This is a genomic window from Leucobacter faecis (assembly GCF_054456695.2).
In genome coordinates this window covers 53,731-78,812 of the sequence record NZ_JBTJER020000004.1, presented here as the reverse complement: position 1 = coordinate 78,812, position 25,082 = coordinate 53,731, and the positions used below count along the sequence as shown (strand labels likewise).

The following is a 25,082-nucleotide window of genomic DNA, read 5'->3' as shown; positions in this document are numbered from 1 at the left end:
AAAGTAAGAGCGCAGGCTGGGGATCTCTATCGATACCACGAGTTAGTAGGCCCCCTCAGATTTTACGACGGCGCGCAGAGTGCGCCACAGAATAAGTAGATCGCCAGTAATGGACCAGTTTTCAACGTAGAACAGGTCGAGGCGCACACTTTCCTCCCACGAGAGGTTGCTGCGCCCGCTGACCTGCCACAGCCCACTAATGCCCGGCCGCACCAGTAGCCGCCGGCTTACCCACTCGTCATATTCGTCGACTTCGCGTTGCAGCGGCGGCCGCGGCCCGACCATCGACATGTCACCTCGAAACACGTTGAAGAGTTGGGGGAGCTCATCAAGGCTGTGCGCTCGCATGAAATGCCCCACCCGCGTCACGCGAGGGTCGGTTTTGAGCTTGAAGAGGTGCCCGTTGCCGTCTGACTTGTCGAGGAGTCCAGGCAGTTCGTTCTCGGCAGACGTGCGCATTGAACGCAGCTTATACATAGTGAACGGTTTACCGTCGATGCCAAGACGCACCTGACGAAACAAGACGGGCCCGGGCGTCTCGATACGTACGAGCACCGCAAGCAACAGCATGACAACGAGTGAGGGCACCAGCATCACGGTTGCCACCACGAGGTCAAAGAACCGCTTGGCGTAGTAACGCCAGCCCGTGAACTCTGGTTGTTCGACGTGAATGAGCGGCAACCCTGCTACCGGGCGAACGTGAATGCGGGGGCCAGCAACATCGGTGAGCGAAGCTGCGACGATGAGGTCGACATGACTGCTCTCGAGCTCCCAGCTCATGCGGCGCACGCGCCGCGGTGTCAGAGACCTGGCACTGGTGATGATCACCGTGTCGATGTCGTGACTATTGACTGTTTCTACGAGATCGTCGTAAGTCGCCAGAATGGTGAGGCCGGGCGCGACCTCTGCGCCCACATCTTCTTTAGAAATGGCGCCGACGAGATGGAATCCGGTGAGCGGGTTCGCACGAAGTTGCTGCACCATCTGGGCAGCATGGCCGGGGGACCCCACGATTAGGGTGCGGTAGACATTTTTGCTGCGACGGCGTTGGCTGTGAAGCCGTTTGCGCCACACCCAACGACCGAGTACAACCAAGAAGAGACCGCTCAGAAAGGTGAAGAAGACCGTTTCGGTGCGAAATTCTTGTGGCCCGGTAGCAACGAGGAGGATCGCCGCGAGGCCAAAGGAAATCACGGTGGCGTTAATGACGCGCTTGTACTCGTCTGGCCCAGTACCAAAAACGGCGGGGCTGCGCGTATCGAAACCTGTAAGCGAAAACGACCAGAGCACGAACAAGACGATTGAGATGATCGCAGACTGACGAACTGCCACCGCAGACAAGTCAGCTACAAGTAGCGTCAGAGCATATGGGGCGGCACATGCCACAAGCAACACCGCAAAATCCGTCCAGAAAAGCTTGCGTGAGTAACGCTTTTCCCAGGCGGGTTCAGTCGCAGCGATGACGCTCCTTGAAAACAATTGGATGAATATCGCACCGTGAGTGCCAAGACACCAAAATTGCATAAGAAATATATGGCCGCAGATATTATATGCCCTGAATCCCTCCCAGAGCGCATCAGGATGAACTATCGCGGTGCCAGACTTGGTCGCCGTCGCAGGCATTCCGTTAGCGAGCGCCTGTGTAGATAGATGCGACTAGTATTAGTGGGGTTGCGCAGAAACGCGACACTGAATCATTACATGGTTGAAGAAAACGAAACGCAAAACCCGGATGGGCTGGACTTTGTGACCCCCGGTTTTGATCGGCGTTTGCTGCCCAGTAGCGCAACGCGTCGAAGTTCAGGCCTGTGGTCGGGGCGTACGCTCATGATTGTCTTGGGCAGCGTGGCGGTTGCGCTGATCGTCGCAGGCGTCGCCGCGCCGCAATACCTCTATGCGCTCGACGCCGGCAAATACGGGCAGGTGGTGCACGAAACCTCCCAGCTCGAGAACGAATTTGGTCGCAGTGAAGTCGAACGTGACGCGGCAGAAGTGCTGCTATATCTTCAACAGCAAGAAGCGGCATCGCTGGCGGTGCGGTTTAGTGCACTCGCAAAAGCAGACTCTGCCATTGTGCCGAAATCCGTAGCGACCGACCTGGCAGATGCTGCAGCCAACATTACAACCGTGCTTGACGAAGCTGGTGCGATGTCGAAGGCGGGAGCCATGGCGGTGATCGCAAACGAGCTGAAAGAGGGCGAAGAGCTTAACCCGGTCACCTGGTTTGCTGTCACCCCTTTCACTGTGGGTGAGGTCGCCGATTTGACCTTTGTGAATGCTGACTCGCCAAAGCTTGAGTCAACCGTCACACGCGAAGTGCTTGAGGGCGCAAAAACTCGGCACGAGGAAGCATCTGCACACGTTGCTGAATCACAACAATCGCTTAGCAAACGTAACGAGCAGTTGAAGCAGCTTGATAAGGCCGTTGCCGGTGGGCTGAAGGCAGTCGACACGGTCGCGAGCACGGCACCCAAATCTGCCAAGGTCATGACACAGGTCGAGCAGCCTCCAGAGGGCGGGCTCCTCGAAGCCGACCCCGAACTGGATGCGCGACGAGCCGCGGTTCAAGACACGGCACTCGAGGCCGCAGAGACCGTAGCGGCCACTGAATTCGTGCGCGGCGCCGACGGTGCAGTGGTGCGTCTGACAGGCGCGACAGGTGTGGACCCGGCGACCGTCATGACACTGACTAGCGAGTCGAGGTCGGTCGTGACTCTCGCGCGTGTGGAGGCGTTTGTTTCCGCTGCAACCACGTACGTGACGGAGCAGAAGGCCGCTGAGCAGTTAGCCGCTGAGCAGGCCGCCTCAGAAGAAGCAGCGCGCCTGGCCGCTGAGGAGGCCGCACGTTTGGCGGCGGAGGAAGCCGCTCGGCAAGAAGAAGAACGCCGCAGGCAAGAAGAGACAGCGCCGCCGCCGCCCCCGCCGGTTGAGCCCCCGCCCGAGACACCTGAGGGTAATGCCGATGGCGGCGGTGACGGCAGCATTTTTTAGCCCCGTCGTGCCGGATGGGCTGGCGCGGTAACGCGTGTGATCTACTGCAACACCTCGATGATTTCGACGGGCTCGACGAAACGGCCAGCGCGAAACTGTGCGCTAATGCCGCGCAACTGCGGCGCCAGATCGGCAAGGTCATCGGCCTCGAGTATCTCGAGGTTCAGCGGGCCCTGCTGCGTCACCGCTAACCACTGCTGCGGCACCGTGTTGACACGCACGGCACCGGCCGGCGTGGCAAGGCCGTCGGCTGCATGAAATCCCAGCGCACTCGACACCCGGATCAGGGGGCTAATGATCGACGTGCGACGCAGCTCACGTATGCCCCACTGCAGGTCTTCGGCCGCCTCGCCGTGCAGCCACACGAGCAGATCGGCGTCGTGGTGCATGCCGCTCACGTCGTACCAGCCGCGCACAGAAACGTCTTCAGCCGCCAACATCTCAACAACGTCTTCGATTTCTTGCACGAGCCCCGGCACATCGCGGCCGTCCACGACAAACGGGTGGGTCGAACTGACACGAAACGCCGCGAACAGCGAATAACTTGGGGCGGGACCTTCTCGGTCTGCGAAGTCTGATTCAGTAGCCGCTGCGTGATCACCGTTGAGTGCGCTCATAACACTCATCGTGGCCCGTCGCGCCTAGCTTGGCAAGGGGTGGCCAGTGAAATCGAGCAGGTCGCGCCAAGCGTCAGACCAGCTCGGCACCTTCGCCAGGGTGGGCGCGGCGGTGGGAGCCAGCAATTCGCTGAGTTTGCTGGCGCGGTCAGAGGTTTCGTCGGTTTCGCCAGCAGCGCTTACGTCGAATGTGTGCTGGGCGATGTCGGGTGGCAGTGTCAGCCCCGAAGTCAGCACGGGTCTGCCGGTAGCGAGCGCGTTCCAAATCTTCGCCGGCACCAGGCTGTCTCGACGGTCGCCCACCCGGTACGGCAGAAGGATCGCTGCCCAATTATCGATGTGGGGCGGCAGTTCACCCACCGGCACGGCAGGTCGCACGGTGACTCCCGCGGCCGTGAGCTGTGCGCGTGACGCGGCATCGACGTCGCCGATAACCTCAACTGCGCGGGTCGCGGCCACCCGACACAACAGCGGCAGATCAATAATGTTCTCTTGCACGGTGCCGAAGTACCCGATCGGGCCAGCGGCGGGCGCAGGTGACCACGCATACTGTACAAATTCGTCGTCTGCAGCGGGCGTGATGAGTAGGCTGCGATGCCCACGGTCTGCCCAGGCTTGCTGCATTGCGGCCGCATCGGTCACGAGGGCTGCTTCGCGCTCAAGCTGCGCTTCAACTAACGCCCACCCCCGCGGGGGGTACCAGTTTGGTGGCACACGCTGCCAGTCAAGCACCCGATCGTAGGCGTGCACCGTCGGGCGAAGTGCTCGCGCGAGGGTGAGAAACTTGCGGGATGGTACGTACTGCAGCACGAAATTGACGGATCCGGTTGGTAGCGCCCGACGCACACGTCTCGTGCTGACCCACGGGAAGAGGTCTGCGGGTGACCATCGAAGCACGGTCACCCCCGCTGGCACGCGCTGTTGGGGTGCAGGAGTCGCAGCGGCTGCCGCGCTGCCCCCGGGCAGGCGTCTGCGCACGTGTGTGGTCACCTGCCTCAGCGCGCGCGGGTGTGGTTCGACGAACACGACGGGGGTGCCCCCGGCGGCGGCGGCGCGCGCGATGGAATGGTGACGCTGCCAGGCGAAGTTCCATTTCACGGAGCTCAATATCACGAGTGTGTGCGGAGCCTCCCTCGTAGCCATGACTCATTATCACATTTGCTGGCCATTTTTGGTTTCATTGTTGACGTTTCGTAATTTTGGACGCAAGCTTACTTACGTGGCAATCACGCACTGCTTGTAAGAGCAGGCAGTGTTACAAAACATATGAGGACTTTCGGTGGTTGGGGGGCTGACTGGCGTCCAGGGGAGTCAGTCATGGAATTTGTTCATCTGAGTGCGTTAGAAGTAGGCGCGGGCACGTTCCCATTTGTCGGAGAAGGCTCGGTCGAGCACACAACGCCCGAGCGGCGGCAACGGGTCGTCGACCTCCTCGCTCCACCAGGCAGTATCGTGCTGCTCGTCGGTGAATCGGGCGCGGGTAAGCGCAGGCTCGCCCAAGACGCGGTCGAAACACTCTCGCAGCAGCTGGGACAAAACGCGAGCCAAAGCGAGAGCGCAACGTCCCACCACGCACCCGACCAACCTTCCCAAGCGCTCGAACTGATCTCGCTCATCGCCCCCTCAAACCCGCTCTCGACGATCGCCTCACACTTTGGGGTGCCAGAGACGCTGGGCCACTTTGCGGTGCACCTCGACGAAGACGACGAGCACAGTAGTGAGCGGTTCGCCGAGCAGCTCATCGACACAGTCACAGAGATTGCGAGTGACCCGGGCCGGGGCGATCCGGTGTTGCTTGTGCAGGGCATTGACCGATACTCGCCGCAGCTCACCTGCCTCATTGGCCGGGTGATGAACATCGCCGGCGTGCGCCTTATCGCCACGGCCCACGGGCTCAGCGGGGCGGCCGCGCACCTGTCGAGTGACGCGCGTGCCCACGTGGTCACCGTCGCGCCACTCACGATGCAGCAGAGCCACCGCTACTTGAACCGGCTGCTCGGTGTCGAACACGTTGAGTATCACAGCCTGCGTAGGTGGTACCAGCTCACCGAAGGTAACGCCCTCTCGCTCATGCTGCTGGCGCTCGCCCTCGACCGCGAGGGGCACATCGGTCGCAGCCGTGGGGTGGGCTACGAGCTGCCAGGCCCCGAACTGGTGCCGCGCGAGATTTGGGACTATCTGCAAGAGCTGTGCAGTGATCAAGAACTGCGCACCCTCGAGCTGATTGCGCTCGTTGAGCCGGTCGGCGAGAGCAAGCTCGTGCGCGAAATTGACCCGGGAAGCCTCTCTCGGCTGCGCTCCCGCGGGCTTGTCAAAGAGCAGCATCAACACGGCCGGGGCACGCAGCTGAGTCTGAGCCACAAGCTGCTCGCGGCTGCAGTGCGCGAGCAAATGACGACCGAGCGAGCGAGCGCGATCAGCAGCAGGCTGTTCGATGCGTTGAGCGAGAGCCTCAACGGACCCGCCGCGCACCGCCGCCACGACCTGCTCGTACGCCTGGTGCGCTTGGGGCTCGACGCGGGCAGGCCGCTGCCCGCTGAGTGGCTGTCTGAAACGCTCGACGAGCACGCTCACGTGCTCGAACCGAGCCTGCGGCTACGCACCGCTCGCGCCCTGCTCACCCACCCCGACGCCACGACGAACCAGTTTGCCGCAGCCACCCTGCAACTCGTCACCACGGCGCGTGCCGCGGGCGAGTACGCGGTGCTCGAGCGCTCATGGGAGGATGTGCGCGAGGCCGTCGACCGGCTGCGGCGCTCGGCGGGCGAATCCTCGATGCTCCGGATCAGGCTCGAGCTGCAGCTCATCGACCACTACGCGTTTGACCTGGGAGACCCACAGCGCGCGCTCGCACAGCTGGCCGACCTGGGCGCACGCGTCGCGGGCGACGGCGTGACAGCGGAGGGGAGCGACGCGAAGCTCGCAGCGGTGCGGGGCGCTCACGCGCTCCTGCTCGCGTCGCTCGGCAAGTTACGCGAAGCTGAAGACTATCTGCCGCACCCCGGTGCGGTGGCGTCGATGCGTGTGGAGTGGGAGCGCGGCAGCGCGAGGCTCGTTTCGTCCCTGCTGCTGTGCCAGCGCGGCCAGTTCTCAGACGCGCTGCGCATCGCAGACCAGGCCAGTTCGTACGCGACGATCGGAGAAAAACCGCAGGCGGAGCTCGTGGAGGTGCTGCAGTTCAGTAGCTTCTTAACGTTCTGGGCGTGTGGTGCCGCAGAGGCCGCGCGATATCGGCTCGCGCTGATGCTCGAAGAAGCGCAGCACGACACCGCGTTTACCGGGCTCGCAGAGGTTGCCGCGGCCCTCATGAGTCTCGCCGACGGCAAGTGGCGGCTCGCCGCGCAGCGCGGCGAACGCGTAGTTGACCGGCTCACCCGCCATGACCCACACGGCCTGCTCAGCCTCGGGCTTGCCGCCCACTCCCTAGCGCTTGCCGCCCTCGGTGAGAAAGAAGAGAGTCGCCGAGCGATTCGTTCAGCCGAGGTGCACCGGCCGGGGCCCGCCCAAACGGTTGCGGGCTTCGTGCGCGTTATGACGCTGCGCGCGCGGCAGTGGAACGCCGACGACGGCGCCGCACAGTTTGGGTTGCAGCTCGCTGCGTGGGCGCGAGGCCAAGACCTCGCGACGGTCGAACTGCTCGCGCTGCACCAGGTAGCAGTCGCCGATCGAGACGAAGCCGTGCGGTACCTCACGCGCATCAGAGCGCTCGCCGCCGTGATCGAGCCGCCTATGTCGGCGGCGATACTCGCACACTGCGAAGACATCGCGGCGGGGGTCACGGCTTGGGAGAGCCCGTCGGCGCGCGCACTCACCGAGCTGGGCGTGTGGATGCCGCTGCCCGCCACCGACGAGCTCTCGGCACGCGAACGCGAGATCGCACTGTACGCCGCCCTCGGATACTCAAGCCGTTGGATCGCCGAACAGTTTCACCTCTCGGTGCGCACCGTCGACACCCACCTGCGGCACGTGTTCACCAAGCTGCGGGTGGGTGGGCGCGACGAACTGCGGCAGTGGTTTCGCCGCGAACATCAAACCTGGTGAGCGTGTAAACATGCGTACCCGGGGTGGGCTGCACCCCGGGTACGGGCCCCGTGCGAGGCTGGTGCGCGCGGCCGCTGCGTGACCCCTGCGTAAGAGTTGCGTATTTCGCCCTGGTTGGCACCACCGTCGCTCGTAGCCTGGCCCCATCAAACGCAAAGGCGCGACAGGGGACGATGACATGCTGGTGCAACGAGATTACGAGACCACGATGGCACCGCTTGCGGTCTCCCCTCGCACCTCGCCAACGCTCGAGCACCGCCGCCGCTGGGAGCGCCGCTTCCGCTGGAGCCTGCGCGTGAGCGACCACCTCGTGCTCGTGCTCGCCATCGCCATCGCCGCCGCGCTGCAGTGGCTCATCGCAGACATCACACCGCGCTCAGCGCTCGCCGCGGTCGTGCTGCTGCTCGCGTGGAGCTTCTTTCTTGCCGGGATGCGCAGCCGTGAGACCCGCTGCCTCGGCTCTGGCGCGGTCGAATACCAGCGCGTCGCTCACGCGACCGGCCTCGCCTTCGGCGCGGTGGCCGTGTGGGCGCTACTCGTCGGCTGGGCCGGCGACCGGGTACTGCTCTTTGGGGCACTGCCGCTCGGGCTCGCCGGGCTGCTGGTATCGCGCTGGGGCCTGCGCCGCTGGCTGCGCGCGCAGCGCCAAAACGGGCACTACTGCTCGCGGGTGCTCGTGGTCGGTGACCGACAAGATGTGGCCTACGCCGTCGAGTCTTTGAATGCCGAGGCGAGCGGGTTTCACGTGGTCGGCGCGATTCTTACGGGCGACGATGAGCAGCTGGCGCACCCCATCGAGCGAGTCAAAGAGACGGCCGCGACGATCGCTGCCGACACCATCGTGGTCGCCACACAACCCGACGGCGACCCCGGATTCATACGTGAATTGAGCTGGCAGCTCGAGGGCGCCGCCGCTAACCTGCTGCTGTCAAACCGGGTCACCGACGTCGTCGGCCCGCGCATCTCGTTTCGCCCCGTCGACGGCATGCCGATGGTGCAGATCAAGATCCCGTCATACGAGGGCGGGCACTACCTGCTGAAACGCGGGCTCGACATCACTGTGTCGCTCGCCGCGCTCGCGGTGATCGCGGTCGCGACACCGTTCATCGCGCTTGCGATCAAGCTCGACTCCGCCGGGCCCGTGTTCTTCTCGCAACCGCGGGTGGGCAAGGACGGCGCGCTCTTCAAAATGTTTAAGTTTCGCACCATGGTGCCCGATGCTGAAGCGCGGCTCAGCGCGCTTCAGGCCGCGAACGAGGGCTCCGGATCCCTGTTCAAGCTGCGTAACGACCCCCGGGTGACCCGGGTGGGGGCGCTACTTCGGCGGCTCTCCATCGACGAACTGCCGCAGTTTTGGAATGTGTTGCGCGGCGACATGAGCGTCGTTGGCCCCAGGCCGCCGCTGCCGCGCGAGGTCACCACCTACGACGGCGAGGTGATGCGCCGGCTGTACGTGAAGCCCGGCATCACCGGCCCCTGGCAGGTGGGCGGCAGAAGCGACCTGTCGTGGGAGGACAGCGTGCGCCTCGACCTCAGCTACGTCGAGAACTGGTCGGTCATCAACGACATTCAGATCATCTGGCGCACCGCTCGCGTGGTCGCCTCGCACCAGGGGGCGTACTGATCATGGCTGCTCTGCACGCACAACAGCACCCTTCAGACGCCGTCACGATCACAGGAGTGCAGATCGATTCGTTCACCGAGCGCAGCCTTGTCGAACAGATTGTCGCTTGGAGCGCAGAGCCCGGCGTACACGTTGCCGTGGGTGTCAACGCGCACGTGTGCAACCTGGCTCGCAAAGACCCGTGGTTGCGTGACTTCTTGGCGCAGCATACGACGTACGCTGATGGGCAGTCGATCGTTTGGGCATCACGGCTGCTCGGCCGCAGCCTTCCCGAGCGGCTCGCTACGACAGACCTCGCGGTGCCCGTACTGTGGGCCGCCGCACGCGACCGCATTCCCGTCTACTTTTTGGGCGCCGAACCCGGAGTCGCTGAGCACGCCGCCAACCAGCTGCGCGCGCAGATCCCAGGTCTTCAGTTGCGCACCCACCACGGCTACTTCAGCGAGCGCGACACCGAGCGCATCACGGCTGATATCGCCCGCCACCGCACCCGCATCCTCTTCGTGGGACTCGGTAACCCGGTGCAAGAACGATGGGTGGCGGCGCACGCTGAGAAGCTCCCCGCCGCCGTGCTCACCTGCGGTGGGCTGTTCGACTGGCTTAGCGGCGCCAACAAGCGTGCACCTCGTTGGATGATTCGCGCGGGCCTCGAATGGGCATGGCGTGTGCTGCTTGAACCGCGCCGCCTCGCGGGGCGCTACCTCATCGGAAACACCCAATTCATGGCCGCCCTCGCGCGTCAGCGCCTCACCACGGGGGCACCGTGAACCCCGCCGCGCACACTGCTCCTCACGCCGAGCAGATCACAGCCGCGCAGATCGCACCCGCACCACTGTCCAGTGTGAACCGGGCCAAGCTTGGCAAACAGAGCGTGCTCAGTTTCGCGGGTGCTATCACCAGCGCGGTGCTCGGATTCATGCTCGTGCTCGTGCTGGCGCGCGGCCTCGGCGACGCCGACTCAGGCATCGTGCTGCAGGCGATCGCCGTATTCATGATCGCGCTTGGCTTCGCCCGGTTCGGCATGGACTCCACCGCCGTTTGGCTGCTGCCTCGCCTACTCGACGACGAGCCCCGTCGGGTGCGCGCAACAGCCTGGTTTCTCATACTCGCCTCGGGGGCTGCCGGCCTCGTGTGCGCCGGCATCGTGTTTGTGAGCGCAGAGCTCATCACCGCGCAAAGCTCAGGTGCGCCGCTCCTCGCCGCCGTGCGCGCTGGCATTGTGTTCTTGCCGTTCCTCGCGATGCTGCTCACCGCACTCGCTGTGAGCCGCGCACTCGGGCGCATCGCAGAGTACGTGACAATCGGCAGCATCGGGCTCCCGCTCGCGCGGCTACTCCTCGTCGTCGCGCTTGTGGCCCTCGGTACGACGACCACCTACGTCGCATTCGCGTGGGCGGCCCCCGCCCTCGTGGCGCTCGCCGCAGCGCTGCTGCTGCTGCCACGCCAGATCAGACGCGTCACCGCTGCCGTGTCGAGCCTGCCGCTGCGGGGCTCGGGCATCCCTGCACGCGTCATCAAGTTCTCGTTGCCACGGGTTGTCTCGGCCGCGCTTGAACAAATGCTCGTGTGGCTTTCGGTGCTCATCGTGGGAGTTACGGGTGGCGCGGCAGAAGCCGGAGTGTACGGGGTGGCAGCGCGGCTCGTGGCGGCCGGTCTCGTGGTCGATGCGGCCCTGCGGGTCGTTGTCGCACCGCTGTTTAGCCGACTACACAACCGTGGCGACTTTGAAGGGGTCGGCACGCTGCACGTCACGGCCACGACGTGGCTCGTGCTGTTTAGTGCCCCCATTTTTATTCTCATCGCGGTGTTCTCGCCCGTCGTGCTCAGCGTGTTTGGTGCGGAGTTTGTGGGCGGATCCACCGCGCTCACCGTGATGTGCGTGGGCGTGCTCACGGCGTTTCTCGCTGGCAACGTGCAGACAATCTTGTTGACCGCTGGCCGCAGCGGGCTGGCCGCCGTCAATAAAGCCATAGTGGTGGTGCTTAACGTCGCGCTCATCCCGCCGTTCATGGCGATGTGGGGGGTCACGGGTGCCGCAGTCGCATTCACCGCCGCCTGTGTGACTGATGCGCTGCTCGCGTGGGCAGAGATTCGGTGGGTCCTGCGGCTGCCGGTGTCGCTCACGGCCGGGCTTTACGCGCTTGCCGTATGCACGCTTAGCGTGGCGCTACCCGCGGTCACCGCGCGACTGATCTGGGGCGCAACCTGGCCGGGCTTGCTCGTCGCGGCCGGTGTTGCCGTCACCGCCTACCTTGTCTGCTGTGTCACGAGGCGACAACGATTGGGTCTCACCATGCTCACATCTCAGCGATAGCCACGAAATCACCAACAATTCACAGATATCAGGGGAATCATGAATACAAGTGTAGAAAAACCAATACGGACACGTAGACCCACTCGTTTGCTCCTCGGGCTCGCGCTCGCAGCCGTTGTGATTGCTGGCGGCGCTACCTGGGTGGGCACGGCGGTCGCCAGCCGAATTGCCCAGGCGAACTCGGCAGACATCGGCGACGCCTCCGAAGCAAAGACCGGGCTCACACAGTCCCCACAAGCCCCCGCCGCCCCCGGCAAGTCACTCCCCCCTGTAGGTGACTTTCAGCTGGAGGCGGCGGGCCCTCGCACCGAGAAGCAGGCGACGAGCCTGCTTGAAGAGGTGGCGCAGGTGCCCCTCGACACGGGCGACACCGACGCCGACCTTGCCAAACAACTCGAGAACGTCGCGCAGGGCAGTTACCTCGAAGAGCTGACCGCCCAGTGGCAAGAGCTCGTCACCAACGAGTGGAGCCTCTCGGGCGCACCCACCGTCGTGAGTACCGAGGTCACCGACGCCGACGCTACACAAGCGACGGTGCGCAGCTGCCTCGACTACTCGAACGTCACGGTAAAAGACTCGGCGGGCAACCCGGTGGGTACTCCTGATCCGGCGGCCGCACGCGCCCTGCACATATTTACTCTCACCGCGGGTGACGACGGAGTGTGGCGCGTCTTAGCGCACACGTTCTCTGACGATCCCGCCTGCTAGCGCGCCTGCGCCAACGCACCGCTTCACACTCGCACCAGACCACCGAACGAAAGAGAACAATGATGTTCACGCACACCCAGGTGGGGGGCCGCCCTGCGACCCTTGCCTCCCTCAAAGTCGCGCTCGCCGCCGCCGCGGCGTTCACGCTCGGCGCACTGATCGCGCCGCTACCGGTGGGGGCGACACCCGCCCAAGCCCAGCCCATGTCAACCAACGCACAACGGACCGAAGCGCCGCAAACCGAAGCCCCGCCGACCGAAGCGCCGCGTGCGGCAGTGCCACAGACCGCAGAAGCTTCTGCCGCGCTCGCGATAGACGGGCTCACCGAGGCGAGCGCTGCTGCCTCCTGCTGGGAGATCAAACAAACTACCCCCGCCGCCCCCAGCGGCGTCTACTGGCTCGCCACCCCTGCCATGGGTGGGCCGCAGCAGTTCTACTGCGACCAAGAGCGCGCGGGCGGCGGCTGGGTGCTGGTGGGCCGCGGCCGAGAAGACTGGGGCATCTCGAATAATGGATCCGGATCCCCAGAACAGGTGCGCAGCGCAGTGACCGGGCCTGAGGCGTTTGCGCCCAGGCAGCTCTCGAGCGCGATCATCGGGCAGCTGGTGGGCAACACTTCGATTAAGGACCTGCCAGACGGGGTGCGCCTCGTGCGGGCGACGAACCAGGCCGGCACGTCATGGCAGGAGGCGACGTTTACGTTCTCGAGCCCGCGCACAGACTGGACCTGGCAGTTCAATAACCAGCAGCGCGTCGCGAGCTACAAGTTTGGCAACACGACAGGCACGGGCGGGCAAACCTCAAACTTTGGGCGCGACAACTCCTTCAACCGGGTGCGCACCGTCACCGGCTCGAACGAGGGCTGGAAGATGGGGTTTGGGTTTGGCTCGCTGGTGCGGGGTAACCCGTCGGCGACGAGCTACCTGTGGGCGAAAGACACGTCGACAGGGTACGCCCGGCCATTCACGCAGGTGTTCTTGCGGCCGCAGCTCACGAGCGGCGACCTGTTCTCGGCGATTCCTGACGAGGGCACCCCAGCAATCACGGGCGCAGCCGTCGCCGAAAGCTTTGCGCAGTCGCAGCCGTGGAGCGTCGCAGGCCTCGGCCAGGGGCCAGCCTCGACCGAGGGCAACAACGAGGTTGCCGCGTTCACCGAAGACGCTGGCAAAGTGTACGTCGGTGGTAACTTCACGACTGTGCAGCGGACCGCGTCGGGGGGCGGGGCCGTGCAGCAGAGCTACCTCGCCGCGTTCGACCGTGCGACGGGGGAGTGGGACCCGGTGTTTCGGCCGCAGTTCAACAATGCGATTCGTGCGCTCGTCGCTCTGCCAGGCAACCGCATCGCCGCGGGCGGGTACTTTAGCGAGGTGAACGGTGAGCCGAGGTATGGGCTCGTCGTGCTCAACGGCACCACGGGCGATCTCGACCCACAATTCACGGGCAGGCTCATCAACTACTTGAGCGGCGGGTTTCCGCTCGTGCGGGCCCTTGACGTGCAAGACGGGTGGCTCTACGCCGCCGGCAGTTTCACTCACGCGACCGGGGGTTCAACGACACAAGAGCGGTACATGCGAGCCGCCGCACGGTTCTCAGTCACCGACGGCACCCCTGCCGCAGATTGGAACCCAGAGTTTAACGGCACCGTGATGGCGGTCGACGCGTCAGAGCGGGGTGACCGGGTGTACTTCGCCGGTTACTTTAGCCAGTCGCGCGGCCGCGACGCCGACAAGGGGGCCGCGGTCTCGGCGACGAGCAACGACCTATTTCCCTGGACCGTGCAGTTCTCGAACAGGTTGAACGGCCGTGCCGGGTACCAGCAGGCCGTGAAGGAAGTGGGCGACCGGGTGTGGTTGGGCGGTGCAGAACACTCGCTGTTTAGCTATTCGCGTGACGACTTCTCGCTGCTGAGCACCACGATCGGCAATAACGGTGGCGACTTCCAAGCCATCGCCACCGATGGCAACGCCGTGTACGGCGGCTGCCACTGCTTTGAAACGCAGTACGAGGGGGCGACGCTGTGGCCCTCAATCGGTACGACGTGGAGCTCGGCGAACGCGATCTACGGCACGGGCGCTTGGAGCGCCGCGACCGGTGAACGCATCACCGACTTCAACGGCGCGTTTAGCACGTACCGTGGCGCCGGATCATGGGCGCTGTTTGTTGACTCGGGCGGCACCCTGTGGCAGGGCGGCGACTACTCATACTCGACCCGCAGCGGCTATGTACGGCAGTGGTCGAGCGGTTTCACAAGACATCTGCCGCGTGATGTCACCGCGCCGTCAACCCCCGCGGGGTTCGTTGCTACCGGCGACGTCGGCGGGGTCACCCTGGCCTGGCAGGCCTCGAGTGACGACCGCGCGGTCACAGGGTACGAGGTGCTGCGCGACGACCGCGTGGTCGCGACCGTAGCCGCTGTAGCCGGCGCTGGTCTCACCGCGACGCTACCGCCAGCCGGGGCCGATAGCCGCTATTTCGTGCGGGCCGTCGACGCGCAGGGTAACAAGTCTGCATCGACCGGGGTCGTGCTGGCGAGTGAACCACCCGCAGAGCCGCTCACCGAAACCTACGTCAGCGCGGGCGATACCTGGTCGTACCTGTTTGATGCGGCCGGGCCGAGCGGCGCTTGGAAGAGCGCAGCCTACGACGCAGCGACCTGGGCGACGGGCGAGGCGCCGCTGGGCTGGGGGCACACAGGCATCGCAACTGAGCTCATCGCCCCGGCGCCCGTGCCAATCGCCTCGTTCTACCGCAAGACCTTCGAAGTTGCAGACGCTGCGCGGGTGGAATCGGTAGAGATCACCACGCGGGCCGACGATGGTGTCGTCGTCTACGTGAACGGTACCGAGGTAGGCCGGCAAAACGTGACAGCGAACCCTGCTGGTGTCTCGAGTTACGCGTCGAGCTCACCGAATGCCGCTGCGGCGCTCGCAAACCCGGTTTCGATTACGGTGCCGGGCGACCTGCTCGTGAGCGGCACAAACACCATTGCCGTGTCGGTGCATTCGGGATATCGCAGCACCCCAAGTCACAGCTTCGACCTACAGGCCGTTGCGACGCTCAGTGCCGAGCCGGTGCGAGCCGAGACCGTCACCTACAAGCCGTTTGCAGCGGACTGGTCGTACCTGTACGACGCGGTTGGGCCGGGGGCCGGGTGGCAGAACGCCGAGTTTGACGCGGCTGCCTGGTCGAACGGGCTGGCACCCCTCGGGTGGGGGCACACGGGGCTAGCGACGCTGCTGAGCGCGCCAGCCCCCGCGCCGCTCGCGTCGTTCTATCGCGGTACGTTCGAGGTCGCCGACGCGACGCTCGTGCAGTCGGTAGAACTGACGACGCGGGCCGACGACGGCATCGTCGTTTACGTGAACGGCACGGAGGTGGGGCGGCAGAACGTTGCAGCCGGCGTCGCGGGCGTGACGACATATGCGACGGCGTCGCCGAGCGCCGCTGCGGCGCTCGCTAACCCAGTCACCATCACGGTGCCGGGGGAGCTGCTCGTAACCGGCACCAACGTGATCGCGGTGTCGGTGCACTCGGGCTATAGAGCCACCCCGAGCCATAGTTTCGCGCTGCGGGCCGTGGGCACGCTCAGTACGACACCGCTACGGGCCGCACCCCCTGTGGCGCCGCCGGTTCCGCCCGTGGCGCCGCCGGCCGACACGGCTGACACGGCTGACACCAGTGGCACTGGTGATGCTGGTGACACTGGTGATGCTGGTGACACTGGTGACAAAGCCGACAAGGCCGACAAGGCCGACACCGCGGCCACTGGCGACGCCGACCGCATCCCGACACCTGCTGTTGGCGGGATGCCTGATCCGGCGCGAATAGCAGAGCGGGGCGAGACACATGTATGAGACGCGTAGACCGGGCTATGCCGAGAACCTGCGGCGGCTCGCATGGGCGCAGAAGAGCAGCGCTGGCGTGCCCGGTTACACCCGATGGGTGAACCGGGCCGCGGGGCGCCGCATCGCCGCAGCCGCGGCCGTGTTGGGACTCACCCCCAACGCGGTCACGGCAGTGAGTGCCGCGCTATCGCTCGCGGGCCTCGCCGTCATCGTGGTGTTCGGGCCGACCCTCGCGGCGGGCGTTGGGGCGGCAGTACTGCTGGCCCTCGGGTTCGCGTTTGACTCGGCAGACGGGCAGCTCGCGAGGCTCACTCGCCGCGGCGGGCCGGCGGGGGAGTGGCTCGACCATGTTGTTGATGCGACGCGCACGCCGCTGACGCACGTGGCCGTCGCAGTCGCCGCGTACCTGCACCTGCCGGGCTCGCGGTGGTTGAGCGGTGTCGCGCTCGCGTACGCGGTCATCGCGTCGGCGCAGTTCACGAGTCAGATCCTTGCCGAGCAGCTCGTTATTCAGAGTACGCTCGCGCGCGGGGCTGCAGACGTGGGTGGGGCTGTTGCGGGGGCGCCCGCTGTGCCGGGTGTCGTGCCTGCCGCAGCGCACACACGCGGGTCTGCCGCGGGGCAGGGTGCTGCTGGGCCTGCTGCCGGTCATGCTGCCGGTCCGCAGAACGTGAAGTCGCTAGGACTGCTGCCCCTCGACACGGGCACCCTGTGCTGGAGCTTCGTGCTGTGGGGCCTGCCCGCGCTCTTTGCGCCCGCCTACGCGGCGTTGTTTGCCATCAACGCCGTGTACGCGGCCGTCTCAATGAAGCGCAAGTACAACCGCTTGCGCAGTCTCGCCTGAGCGGCCTGAACGCTACGGCTCCACGATGAAGCCGAGCACCTGCGTACTCGCCGCGTCGGCCTCGGTGCGCAGCCACTCCAGGTCGTCGGTGCGTGCCGTGCGCGGGCTGCACAGCACGATGACGCTCTTGGCTTCGCGCAGAGCGGCGAGCTGGTCTGCGAGCGACTCGCCCTGCTGGGCCACGGTGATTTCAACCTCGCCCTCGGTCACCTCGCCGAGCGCGTCTGGGGTGAGCGGTGCGGCCTCTTGTCGCCTGGCGTCATAGAGCAGCAGGTTGGCCGGGGCCGCGTAGGCGGCGGCGCTCGCCGCCGTGCTTGATGCACCGTGCAGCCGCTCGCGCACCACCCGCATCTGCTCGGTCAACTGTGCGCTCGTGAGCCCCGCCAAATCAGGCCCACCCTGAGTTCGCCCTCGTTCGCGCGCCTGCCCGCGCGGCGGTTCAAGCGACGCGAGCTGCGGCGCACGAAGCGCCGCAGCAATCTCGGCGGTCGTACGCAGCCTCCGGTCGCGCGCGTTCCATACGTAGGCCGCGATCACCCCCAGCACAAGCCCCACAGCCAGTCCGGTCGCCAGGGTCATAGTGCGCGACGGGCTCTGCACGGGGTAACTGTCTTGCGCAGACGTGAGAATAATGCCGCCCGTCGTGTCGACCGAACTTAGCGCGTTGCGCTGCGATAGCAGCCCATCGAGTTCCACCTGCACCTGCTGCAGCTGCGACGCAGCCTGCGCATACTCGGTGCTGTCGGGGGCCGCCGCGATGAGTACCTTGTTGATCTCGAGCAGGTCCTTGTTGAGCGCCTCGAGTCGGGTGTTGAGGCTCGACAGCATAGCGTCGATGCGCTGCTCGGCCTGATCCTTGCGCACGCTCAGATAGGCGGCGGCCACCGCGTCAGCGCCCGCCACCGCCTGCTGCTGCGTCGGCGCGGTAAACGCCACCCGAACTACCGTTGCACCACCCGCGGCAGACACCTTAGAAGCCTCCCGCACTTCTGCCGCTGACAGCCGCCCATCGAGTAGCTTGGATGCCTCTTGCGCCACAACGTGTGAACTCGCAATATCGGCCTCGGTCTGCACATCAAGCAGCCCAGAGGCGGGGCGCTGCTGGTTGAATGGCTCGGTCGTAATCACGTTAAGGTTCACCGCCGTTGTCGCCGTCACCGTGCGCGGTGCAAACACGAGCACCCCGAGCGCCACTATCAGTCCAAGCGCAATGCCACTGAGCACGACGAGTCGCTGTCGCCACAACACGGTGAAGTAGTACGACAGCCGAATTGACTCGGGGTGTGTGCCTTGTGCGTCCATGCCCAGTTCCTCCATGCCCAGTGCGTCGGTGCCCAGTGCCTTCCCTGGTGGGGAGCTCGCACAAAAAGTCGAACGAACTCCTGCAGGTGTGCTTATCCTAAGGGGAAGTACAGGGAACGGGGAGGGCATGGACGCCACTCGTAGGGTTGCGGCCGCTGTTGCGCGCGATAGTGCCTACGCTGCTGTGCTGCCGCGGTGGCCGCTCACCCTCATGATCGCCTGGTTTCCACTCTGGTGGGCGACCGGTCTCGCCGATATGGCCTGGATTCCCATCGCGTGCTGCATGCTGCTGTTGATGCTGCGTCGGGGCAGGCTGCGCGTGCCGCGCGGCATCGGCATCTGGTTTCTCTTTCTGCTACTCATGCTCATCTCGGTGATTGGTATCGACACGTCGGGCCGCCTCGTCGGCTTCATTTACCGCGCGCTGCTGTATCTCACCGTCACCGTCGTCTTCGTTTATATTTACAACGCCCGCGAACGCGTCTCGCTGCAGTATGTGCTCGGGCTGCTCACTCTGCTGTGGGTGTACACCTGGATCGGCGGCTACGCCGGCGTCTTCTTCCCCGAATTCTCCTTCAGATCGCCCCTCGCCTACGTGCTACCGCAGTCGATGCTGAGCAACGAGGTCGTCGGCGAGATGGCCATCAGGCGCACTGCCCAGTACAACGCTGACGGCTGGTTTGACTTAGAGCCACGCCCCTCGGCGCCCTTCCTCTACACGAATGCTTGGGGCAACGTATATTCGCTTACGCTCCCCATCGCTGTCGCTTATCTGGAAGTGGTGCGCCGGGGGTGGAAGTTCTGGTTCGTGTTGCTGGCAGTTCCGGTGTCACTCGTGCCCGCTATTCTCTCGCTCAACCGTGGCATGTTTATTGGGCTGGGCGTTGCGGCCGCCTATCTTTTCGTGAGATTCATGTTCGCGGGCCGATTCAGAGAAGTGCTTGCACTGGGAACGTTCGGGGCGGTGGCGTTGGTAGCCGCGGCAAGCCTTGATGTGTTTGATCGGCTCACCGACAGAGTCGAAGTGAGCGGCTCGACGACCACCCGCTCGATGATCTACGAAGAAACCTGGACTCGCACACTGGATTCGCCCCTGTTTGGGTACGGTGCGCCGCGCCCCTCGTACATCGCTGAACCCGCGGTGGGTACACAGGGTCACGTGTGGATGGTGATGTTCTCGCATGGGCTGCCAGCCCTCGTATGCTTTTTGCTCGCGCTCGGATGGTTTTTTTGGGCCACTGCACGCTGGCGACGCCCGGCAGTGCTCGTGCTACATACAGTGCAGCTCGTGATCTTTGTGGAGTGCTTCTACTATGGGCTTCTACCCAATGGCCTCATCGTGAGCTTCATGGCGGCCGCGATTGCGCTGCGCGAGTTTGATCCGGTGCCGATTGATGCAGCGGCCAGATGCAGCGGAGAAACTGCGATAGAAACAGGCACAGAAGTCGCGGCGAGCAGTGAACCGCGTCACCCGATTGCGTAATTTGCGCTGATGCAGGATTGGCCGGGATCGCCGATTATGGGTGAGGATCGCAGTGCCGCGGCGAAAGGGGACTGGCATGTATGAGGCAAGCGTCATTGTGCGGGCGGGCGAGAACATGGAGTCGTTGCGTGCAGCGGTGCGCGCAGTGTTGCAGACGCCGTGGGCGCGTCGTATGGAGATTGTCGTCGTAGCAGAGGAAAACGCAGTGGCGCAGGCCAGACTGCTGTGTGCGGTCGAGTGTGCACCGCACGTGATCAGAGTAGTGCCGAACAAATTTCAGCCGGGTCGAGCGGGCGCCCGCCGCACAGGGATCCTCGCATCGACCGCATCGGTGATCGCGTTCTATGACGATAGTGACGGCTGGGCGCGCAGCCGACAACGCGCAGCCGTTGCCCACAATGCGTAGAACGTACCGATGCGGGCCTCTGATGCCGGCACATACGCTGAGGGCGAGGCGGCGACGTGGCTGCCCACACGACTCAAGGGGGCGCAGATGATTCGCATCGGGTACGCGGCGGGAGCCTTCGATCTGTTTCACGTGGGGCATCTCAACCTGCTAAGGCATGCGCGTAATCAGTGCGACTTTCTGATCGCGGGAGTCGTGTGTGACGAGATGCTGCTCGCATCGAAAAACTGCAAAACGGTGATTCCGACCGACGAGCGGGCCGAGATCGTGCGGCACATTGACTTCGTTGACCGGGTATATGTTGAACGCGAGCCCGACAAGCTCGACACGTGGCGGGAGCTGCGGTTCACCCACTTCTTCAAGGGCGACGACTGGCGTGGCACGCCCAAGGGCGATCTGCTCGAAACAAGATTCGCGCGGGTGGGGGTTGAGGTCGTCTACTTTCCCTACACAGCGCACACGTCGAGTACTGCGCTGCGTCGCGCGCTGCAGGCCCTCGAAGGCCCAACCGCCGCCGCGATAGGGTCGCGTGCGCGCTAGCGCACGAGCCGGGCGATCGCCTGCGACGCCTCGTGCAGCTTTTCTGCGGCCTGCGCGCCACCGTCTGCCGCGGCAGACGCGACGCAGTGGCGCAGGTGGTCGTCGAGCAGCGCCAACGCGACCCGCTCGAGCGCCTTCGTCGCGGCCGACACCTGCGTCAGAATGTCGATGCAGTACTCGTCGTTCTCGACCATGCGGTGCACGCCGCGCACCTGCCCTTCGGCGCGGCGCAGCCGCTTCAGCAGCGCGTCCTTGTGATCGATGTAACCGTGGCCGTCGTGCGCGTTCTGGGCCTGCTCGCCTGGCCCTTGCTCACCCTGCACGGGCGCAGTTCCTTCGGCGCAGCACGCGCCACCCGCACCTGTCGAAGCTTCACTCATGATGAGAACCCTACACGCGTACGCCGTGTACGCATCAAGCGGGTGATACCTCCGCCCAAAATGACGAACACGGCGACCCACACGGCCGCGTAAATACCCCACTCGAGACCTACAATACGTTCGCCGATCAGCAGCGCCGCGATCATCAAGAGCGCCGGCTCGAGGTAACTCAGTAGCCCAAACACGCTCAGCGTCAACAGGCGCGACGCAACGATATAGAGCACGAGCGCGCCGCCCGCGAACGCGGTGTAGAGCGGCACCGACCACGCGAGCGTCGGGTTCACTGACAGCGCGGTGCCCGTCGAGAGTTCTATGCCAAGCAGCAACACAGCCAGTGGCACGAGCACTATAAACTCCCACAGCATGCCGCCGAGGTGCCCGGTGCCGAGCCTCCGCCGCAACACAAAGTAGGCGGGGTAGCCGAGCGCCACAAGCAGGGTCTCCCACGATATCCCGCCCACGCGCACGATCTCGAAAACGACACCTAAGGCCGCGATCGCAGCGGCAAGCCACTGCCACCAAGCGAGCCTGTCACGGTATAAAAACTTGCCCACCACAACGAGCACGAGTGGCAGCAGAAAGTAGCCGAGCGCCACCTGCAGCCCGCGCCCGTTGAGCGGCGCCCATGCAAACACCCACAGCTGCGCACCAATCAGCACCCCGCACGCGATGATCCCTAAGATCACGAACGGTTTGCGTCGAATCAGTTGCGCGACTGCCGAGAACAGGTGCCACTGCCTGGCCATCACGAGCGCGAGCATGATGATGGGAATGGTGACGAGGTTACGCACCGCCCAGATCGCGTCGGCGGGTGCCGGGTCAAGCCACGGAGTGAGAAAGTAGATGCCGCCAAAAGCGACCGAAGAGCCGACCGATGCGAGCGTTCCGCGCGCATCCTGCGAGAGCGCGCGGATCATTCCTTAGAGGTCGATCGCGCCGATGATCTCGCCGTAGGGCGTCTCACCTACCGGCACGAACCCGATATGCAAGAAGAACTCCTCGGGCCCGTCCTCACCGCGCTCCCAGAGCACCGTGAGCCGCTCGACACCGCGGGTGCGCGCCTCGTCGATCAGCGCGTTCACCGCGAAGGTGCCCACGCCCTGGCCCTGCGCGTCTGCGTCGACGTTAATGCGCCACAGCGCAGCCCGAAACTCCTCTTGCGTCGCTTCGGCGTCGAAGTTGCCGTGAATGAAGCCGACCACACGGCCGTCGCTGAGTACGACGCGCTGCCAGGCGGTGTGCGCGGGTGTCACCGCGGCCGCAGCCGCATAAGACACGGGCGTGATGAACTGCTCCTGGCCCGGCTTCAGGCCCAGGGTGTTCACTGCCACGATCGTTGCGGCCGACAGTTCTTCGAGACTCAGTGCGCTCATAACCCCAGGCTAGCGTGCGCAGCAAATCACGCAAGTGTCACGCGCCCTTTCTGACCGAATGTGTCGCACTCGAGGCAGGTTTGGTGCGTAGGTAATGATCCGGAGCGCGCGTTACCTGATCGCCGCGAGCGCAGCGCCCGCCGCCGCGGCGGGTGACCCGGCGTCGAGCCGCAGCACCCTGGCCGAGAGGTTCAGCTGGGCGAGGAACGGGGAGCTTGCAGACCACGAGTCGAGCTGGCGAGCGACCGCGTCGAACAGGGGGTTGCCGAGGTTTCTTAAGCCCCCGCCGATCACGATCGCGCCGGGGTCGAGGGTGAGGCCCAACAGCCGCACGCAGCCCGCGGTGCCGCGCACGAGATGCTCAAATGCCGCGATCGCCTCGCTGTCACCGGCCGCCACCGCGGGCAAGAGATTCTGTCCCGGATCGTCGCCCGCACTTGGCCAGAACCGCTTGAGGGCGGAGCCACTCGCGATGGTTTCGAGGCAGCCGAACTGGCCGCAGGGGCAGGGCCGGCCGAGGGGATCGATCGCGAGGTGTCCGATCTCGCCCGCGAGGTCTTGGTCGCCGCGCAGCGGATGTCCGTCGACGACGAAACCGGCGGCGAGGCCGGTGCCGAGGTTCAAGTAGGCGACCGTGCCATCGAGCTGCATCAGGTGTGCCGCGCCGATCGCGGCGGCCGTGACATCGTTGTCGACGGTCACGGGAATGCCGACGCGCTCTTGCAGCAGCGATGTGAGCGGCAGCGAAGTGATGCCGATGTTGTAGGCGTTGCGCACGAGGCCGCGCGCGCGGTCGATCTGGCCGGGAATACCGATGCCGATTGACGCGAAATCTTGGGGTTCACGGTCGGTTTGCGTCGCAAGTTCTGCCACAATCGCGGCAGCCGTGTCGATAATGCCGGCCTCGCCGGGCACGGTCGCGGTGCGCGTGTGGCCCGCAATGCCACCCTGCTCGTCGAGCGCGATGGCTTCGATCTTTGTGCCACCGATGTCCATTCCAATGCGCATCGTGTTGCTCATACGATCAAGTCCTTCGTGGTGCTGTGCGAGTGGTGTTCGTTCGTCATGCTGCGCGAGCGAAGCGTTCGTTCGTCATGCTGCGCGAGTGGTGTTCGTTCGTCATGCTGCGCGAGCGAAGCGTTCGTTCGTCATGCTGCGCGAGTAGTGTTCGTTGGTCATGCTGCGCGAGCGAAGCGAGTCGCAGTATCCAGAGCAAAAGCTGACACCAGCTCAGACTCTGGATTCTGCGACTCCTTCGTCGCGCAGCATGACGAGTTAGCTAGTTCGTCGCGCAGCATGACGAGTTCTCTAATTGGCGCGGCGGTTAGCTGAGGCGCAGGCCGGTCTGCGCGTCGAAGACGTGCAGGCGCCCTGGTGCGGGCTTGAGGGTGACGCGCTCGCCCCCGTTCGGGTGCACCCGTCCGTCGACGCGGGCCACCACTTCGAAGCCCAGCTCGTCTGCGCTGTGGCCGTACAGGTAGCCGTCTGCGCCGAGCTCCTCGACCAGGTCAACGATCACCTCGAGGCCTGGCTCACCCGGGGCCGCAAGCGCGAGATCCTCCGGGCGCACACCCGCCGTGATCTGGCTCGACGTCGCCATAGCGCGCACGCCCGGGTGCACCTCGGCGACGGCCGTACCAAACTGTACGCCGTGCTCGGTGAGGTTCGCGGGGAACAGGTTCATGGCAGGCGAGCCGATGAATCCAGCAACGAAGTCATTAGCGGGGGTTTCGTAGAGCTCGCGCGGTGTACCCACCTGCTGCAGCTCACCGGCCTTGAGCACCACGATCCGGTCGCCCATGGTGAGCGCCTCAGTCTGGTCGTGCGTGACATAGACGGTCGTGACGCCGAGGCGGCGCTGCAGCGACGCGATCTGTGTACGTGTCTGTACACGCAGCTTCGCGTCGAGGTTCGACAGCGGCTCATCCATCAAGAACGCCTGAGGGGAGCGCACGATCGCGCGGCCCATGGCGACACGCTGGCGCTGGCCGCCCGAGAGCGCCTTCGGCTTGCGGTCGAGGTACTCCTCGAGGTCAAGCATCTGCGCTGCTTCGCGCACACGCTTGGCGCGCTCGTCCTTGCTGACGCCCGCGATCTTGAGCGCGAAACCCATGTTCTCGCCCACGGTCATGTGGGGGTAGAGCGCGTAGTTCTGAAACACCATCGCGATGTCGCGGTCCTTGGGCGGCATGTGCGTGACGTCGCGATCACCGATCATGATCTGGCCCGACGTGACCTCCTCGAGACCAGCCAGCATGCGCAGCGTCGTCGACTTGCCGCAGCCCGAGGGGCCAACGAGAACGAGAAACTCGCCGTCTCCGATCTCAAGATTGAGCTTGTCGACAGAAGGGCGCTCGGCCCCCGGGTAGACACACGAAATGTTGTCAAATGAAACAGTAGCCATGTTTCTTTCCTCCACCGGCAGGTACGTGCCGGACGATCCGTTGTAGAAGTCGGTGATGTTACATCACCGGTGTCCGTCTTTGGACGTGCTCAGCGTAGCAGCTTGCGGGCGTGCGCGGGCGGGTTTGTGGAACCGTTTAGGATGGGCATATTTGGAACTTTTGTGGTTGCGACGGGTGTGAGCCCGCCAGCCGCAGGCCCTGAGGAGGTC

20 protein-coding genes are annotated in these 25,082 nt (G+C 64.9%); 11 read left to right on the top strand and 9 right to left on the bottom strand.

What is annotated here, in order from left to right; translation table 11 throughout:
• Nucleotides 1-42 precede the first annotated feature (42 nt).
• The gene (locus tag ACXR2W_RS05615) at nt 43-1,524 is read right to left on the bottom strand and encodes a sugar transferase (protein ID WP_458813058.1); all 1,482 of its coding nucleotides are present in this window, start codon (nt 1,522-1,524) and stop codon (nt 43-45) included.
• A 303-nt stretch (nt 1,525-1,827) separates the two neighbouring features.
• Between ACXR2W_RS05615 and ACXR2W_RS05610 the strand changes: the two genes are divergently transcribed.
• Nucleotides 1,828-2,991, top strand: coding sequence for a hypothetical protein (locus ACXR2W_RS05610; protein ID WP_458813056.1), 1,164 nt, complete (start codon nt 1,828-1,830; stop codon nt 2,989-2,991).
• Between the two features lie 41 nt (nt 2,992-3,032).
• Here the strand turns inward: ACXR2W_RS05610 and ACXR2W_RS05605 are convergent, their stop codons facing one another.
• Nucleotides 3,033-3,608 carry a chlorite dismutase family protein gene (locus ACXR2W_RS05605; protein ID WP_458813054.1) on the bottom strand — a complete coding sequence of 192 codons (576 nt, stop codon included), beginning with the start codon at nt 3,606-3,608 and terminating at the stop codon, nt 3,033-3,035.
• Nucleotides 3,609-3,632: 24 nt separating this feature from the next.
• A complete protein-coding gene (locus ACXR2W_RS05600; protein WP_458813053.1) occupies nt 3,633-4,715 on the bottom strand; it encodes a glycosyltransferase family protein in 1,083 nt (360 codons plus the stop codon).
• Nucleotides 4,716-4,925: 210 nt separating this feature from the next.
• Here ACXR2W_RS05600 and ACXR2W_RS05595 point away from each other — a divergent pair, with 210 nt between their 5' ends.
• The 7 genes from ACXR2W_RS05595 to ACXR2W_RS05565 all read left to right on the top strand — a co-directional run bounded on the left by ACXR2W_RS05595 (nt 4,926) and on the right by ACXR2W_RS05565 (nt 16,984).
• Complete coding sequence (locus ACXR2W_RS05595) at nt 4,926-7,649, top strand: LuxR C-terminal-related transcriptional regulator (RefSeq protein WP_458813051.1); 2,724 nt, start codon at nt 4,926-4,928, stop codon at nt 7,647-7,649.
• A 178-nt stretch (nt 7,650-7,827) separates the two neighbouring features.
• On the top strand, nt 7,828-9,273 hold the full coding sequence (locus tag ACXR2W_RS05590; RefSeq protein ID WP_458813049.1) for a sugar transferase: 1,446 nt from the start codon (nt 7,828-7,830) through the stop codon (nt 9,271-9,273).
• Nucleotides 9,274-9,275: 2 nt separating this feature from the next.
• Entirely contained in the window at nt 9,276-10,040 is a 765-nt protein-coding gene (locus ACXR2W_RS05585; protein WP_458813047.1) for a WecB/TagA/CpsF family glycosyltransferase, read from the top strand.
• A 74-nt stretch (nt 10,041-10,114) separates the two neighbouring features.
• Nucleotides 10,115-11,587 (top strand): oligosaccharide flippase family protein, encoded by a 1,473-nt coding sequence (locus tag ACXR2W_RS05580; protein ID WP_458813045.1) that lies wholly within the window; start codon nt 10,115-10,117, stop codon nt 11,585-11,587.
• A gap of 87 nt (nt 11,588-11,674) precedes the next feature.
• Nucleotides 11,675-12,295 (top strand): hypothetical protein, encoded by a 621-nt coding sequence (locus tag ACXR2W_RS05575; RefSeq protein ID WP_458813043.1) that lies wholly within the window; start codon nt 11,675-11,677, stop codon nt 12,293-12,295.
• Between the two features lie 59 nt (nt 12,296-12,354).
• Nucleotides 12,355-16,149, top strand: a complete 3,795-nt coding sequence (locus ACXR2W_RS05570) for a fibrinogen-like YCDxxxxGGGW domain-containing protein (protein ID WP_458813041.1) — start codon at nt 12,355-12,357, stop codon at nt 16,147-16,149.
• On the top strand, nt 16,142-16,984 hold the full coding sequence (locus ACXR2W_RS05565) for a CDP-alcohol phosphatidyltransferase family protein (protein ID WP_458813039.1): 843 nt from the start codon (nt 16,142-16,144) through the stop codon (nt 16,982-16,984). The genes ACXR2W_RS05570 and ACXR2W_RS05565 overlap by 8 nt, the downstream gene beginning before the upstream one ends.
• Nucleotides 16,985-16,996: 12 nt before the next feature.
• On the opposite strand, the gene ACXR2W_RS05560 is transcribed toward ACXR2W_RS05565, so the two are convergent.
• A complete protein-coding gene (locus ACXR2W_RS05560; RefSeq protein ID WP_458813037.1) occupies nt 16,997-18,286 on the bottom strand; it encodes a YveK family protein in 1,290 nt (429 codons plus the stop codon).
• Nucleotides 18,287-18,413: 127 nt separating this feature from the next.
• Here ACXR2W_RS05560 and ACXR2W_RS05555 point away from each other — a divergent pair, with 127 nt between their 5' ends.
• From ACXR2W_RS05555 to ACXR2W_RS05545, 3 genes are all read left to right on the top strand, one after another.
• The gene (locus tag ACXR2W_RS05555) at nt 18,414-19,769 is read left to right on the top strand and encodes an O-antigen ligase family protein (protein ID WP_458813035.1); all 1,356 of its coding nucleotides are present in this window, start codon (nt 18,414-18,416) and stop codon (nt 19,767-19,769) included.
• A 76-nt stretch (nt 19,770-19,845) separates the two neighbouring features.
• Nucleotides 19,846-20,175, top strand: a complete 330-nt coding sequence (locus tag ACXR2W_RS05550; RefSeq protein WP_458813033.1) for a hypothetical protein — start codon at nt 19,846-19,848, stop codon at nt 20,173-20,175.
• Between the two features lie 87 nt (nt 20,176-20,262).
• Nucleotides 20,263-20,715, top strand: coding sequence for an FAD synthase family protein (locus ACXR2W_RS05545; RefSeq protein WP_458813140.1), 453 nt, complete (start codon nt 20,263-20,265; stop codon nt 20,713-20,715).
• Here ACXR2W_RS05545 and ACXR2W_RS05540 read toward each other — a convergent pair.
• The 5 genes from ACXR2W_RS05540 to ACXR2W_RS05520 form a co-directional block, all read right to left on the bottom strand.
• Nucleotides 20,712-21,095, bottom strand: a complete 384-nt coding sequence (locus tag ACXR2W_RS05540) for a metal-sensitive transcriptional regulator (protein ID WP_458813031.1) — start codon at nt 21,093-21,095, stop codon at nt 20,712-20,714. The genes ACXR2W_RS05545 and ACXR2W_RS05540 overlap by 4 nt on opposite strands.
• Nucleotides 21,092-22,012, bottom strand: coding sequence for an EamA family transporter RarD (gene rarD / locus ACXR2W_RS05535; RefSeq protein ID WP_458813029.1), 921 nt, complete (start codon nt 22,010-22,012; stop codon nt 21,092-21,094). The genes ACXR2W_RS05540 and rarD overlap by 4 nt, the downstream gene beginning before the upstream one ends.
• 3 nt (nt 22,013-22,015) lie before the next feature.
• The gene (locus tag ACXR2W_RS05530; protein WP_458813027.1) at nt 22,016-22,468 is read right to left on the bottom strand and encodes a GNAT family N-acetyltransferase; all 453 of its coding nucleotides are present in this window, start codon (nt 22,466-22,468) and stop codon (nt 22,016-22,018) included.
• Nucleotides 22,469-22,579: 111 nt separating this feature from the next.
• Nucleotides 22,580-23,488: an ROK family protein gene (locus ACXR2W_RS05525; protein WP_458813025.1), complete on the bottom strand. Its 909-nt coding sequence runs from the start codon at nt 23,486-23,488 to the stop codon at nt 22,580-22,582.
• 304 nt (nt 23,489-23,792) lie between these two features.
• Nucleotides 23,793-24,872 (bottom strand): ABC transporter ATP-binding protein, encoded by a 1,080-nt coding sequence (locus ACXR2W_RS05520; protein ID WP_458813023.1) that lies wholly within the window; start codon nt 24,870-24,872, stop codon nt 23,793-23,795.
• Between the last annotated feature and the right edge of the window lie 210 nt (nt 24,873-25,082).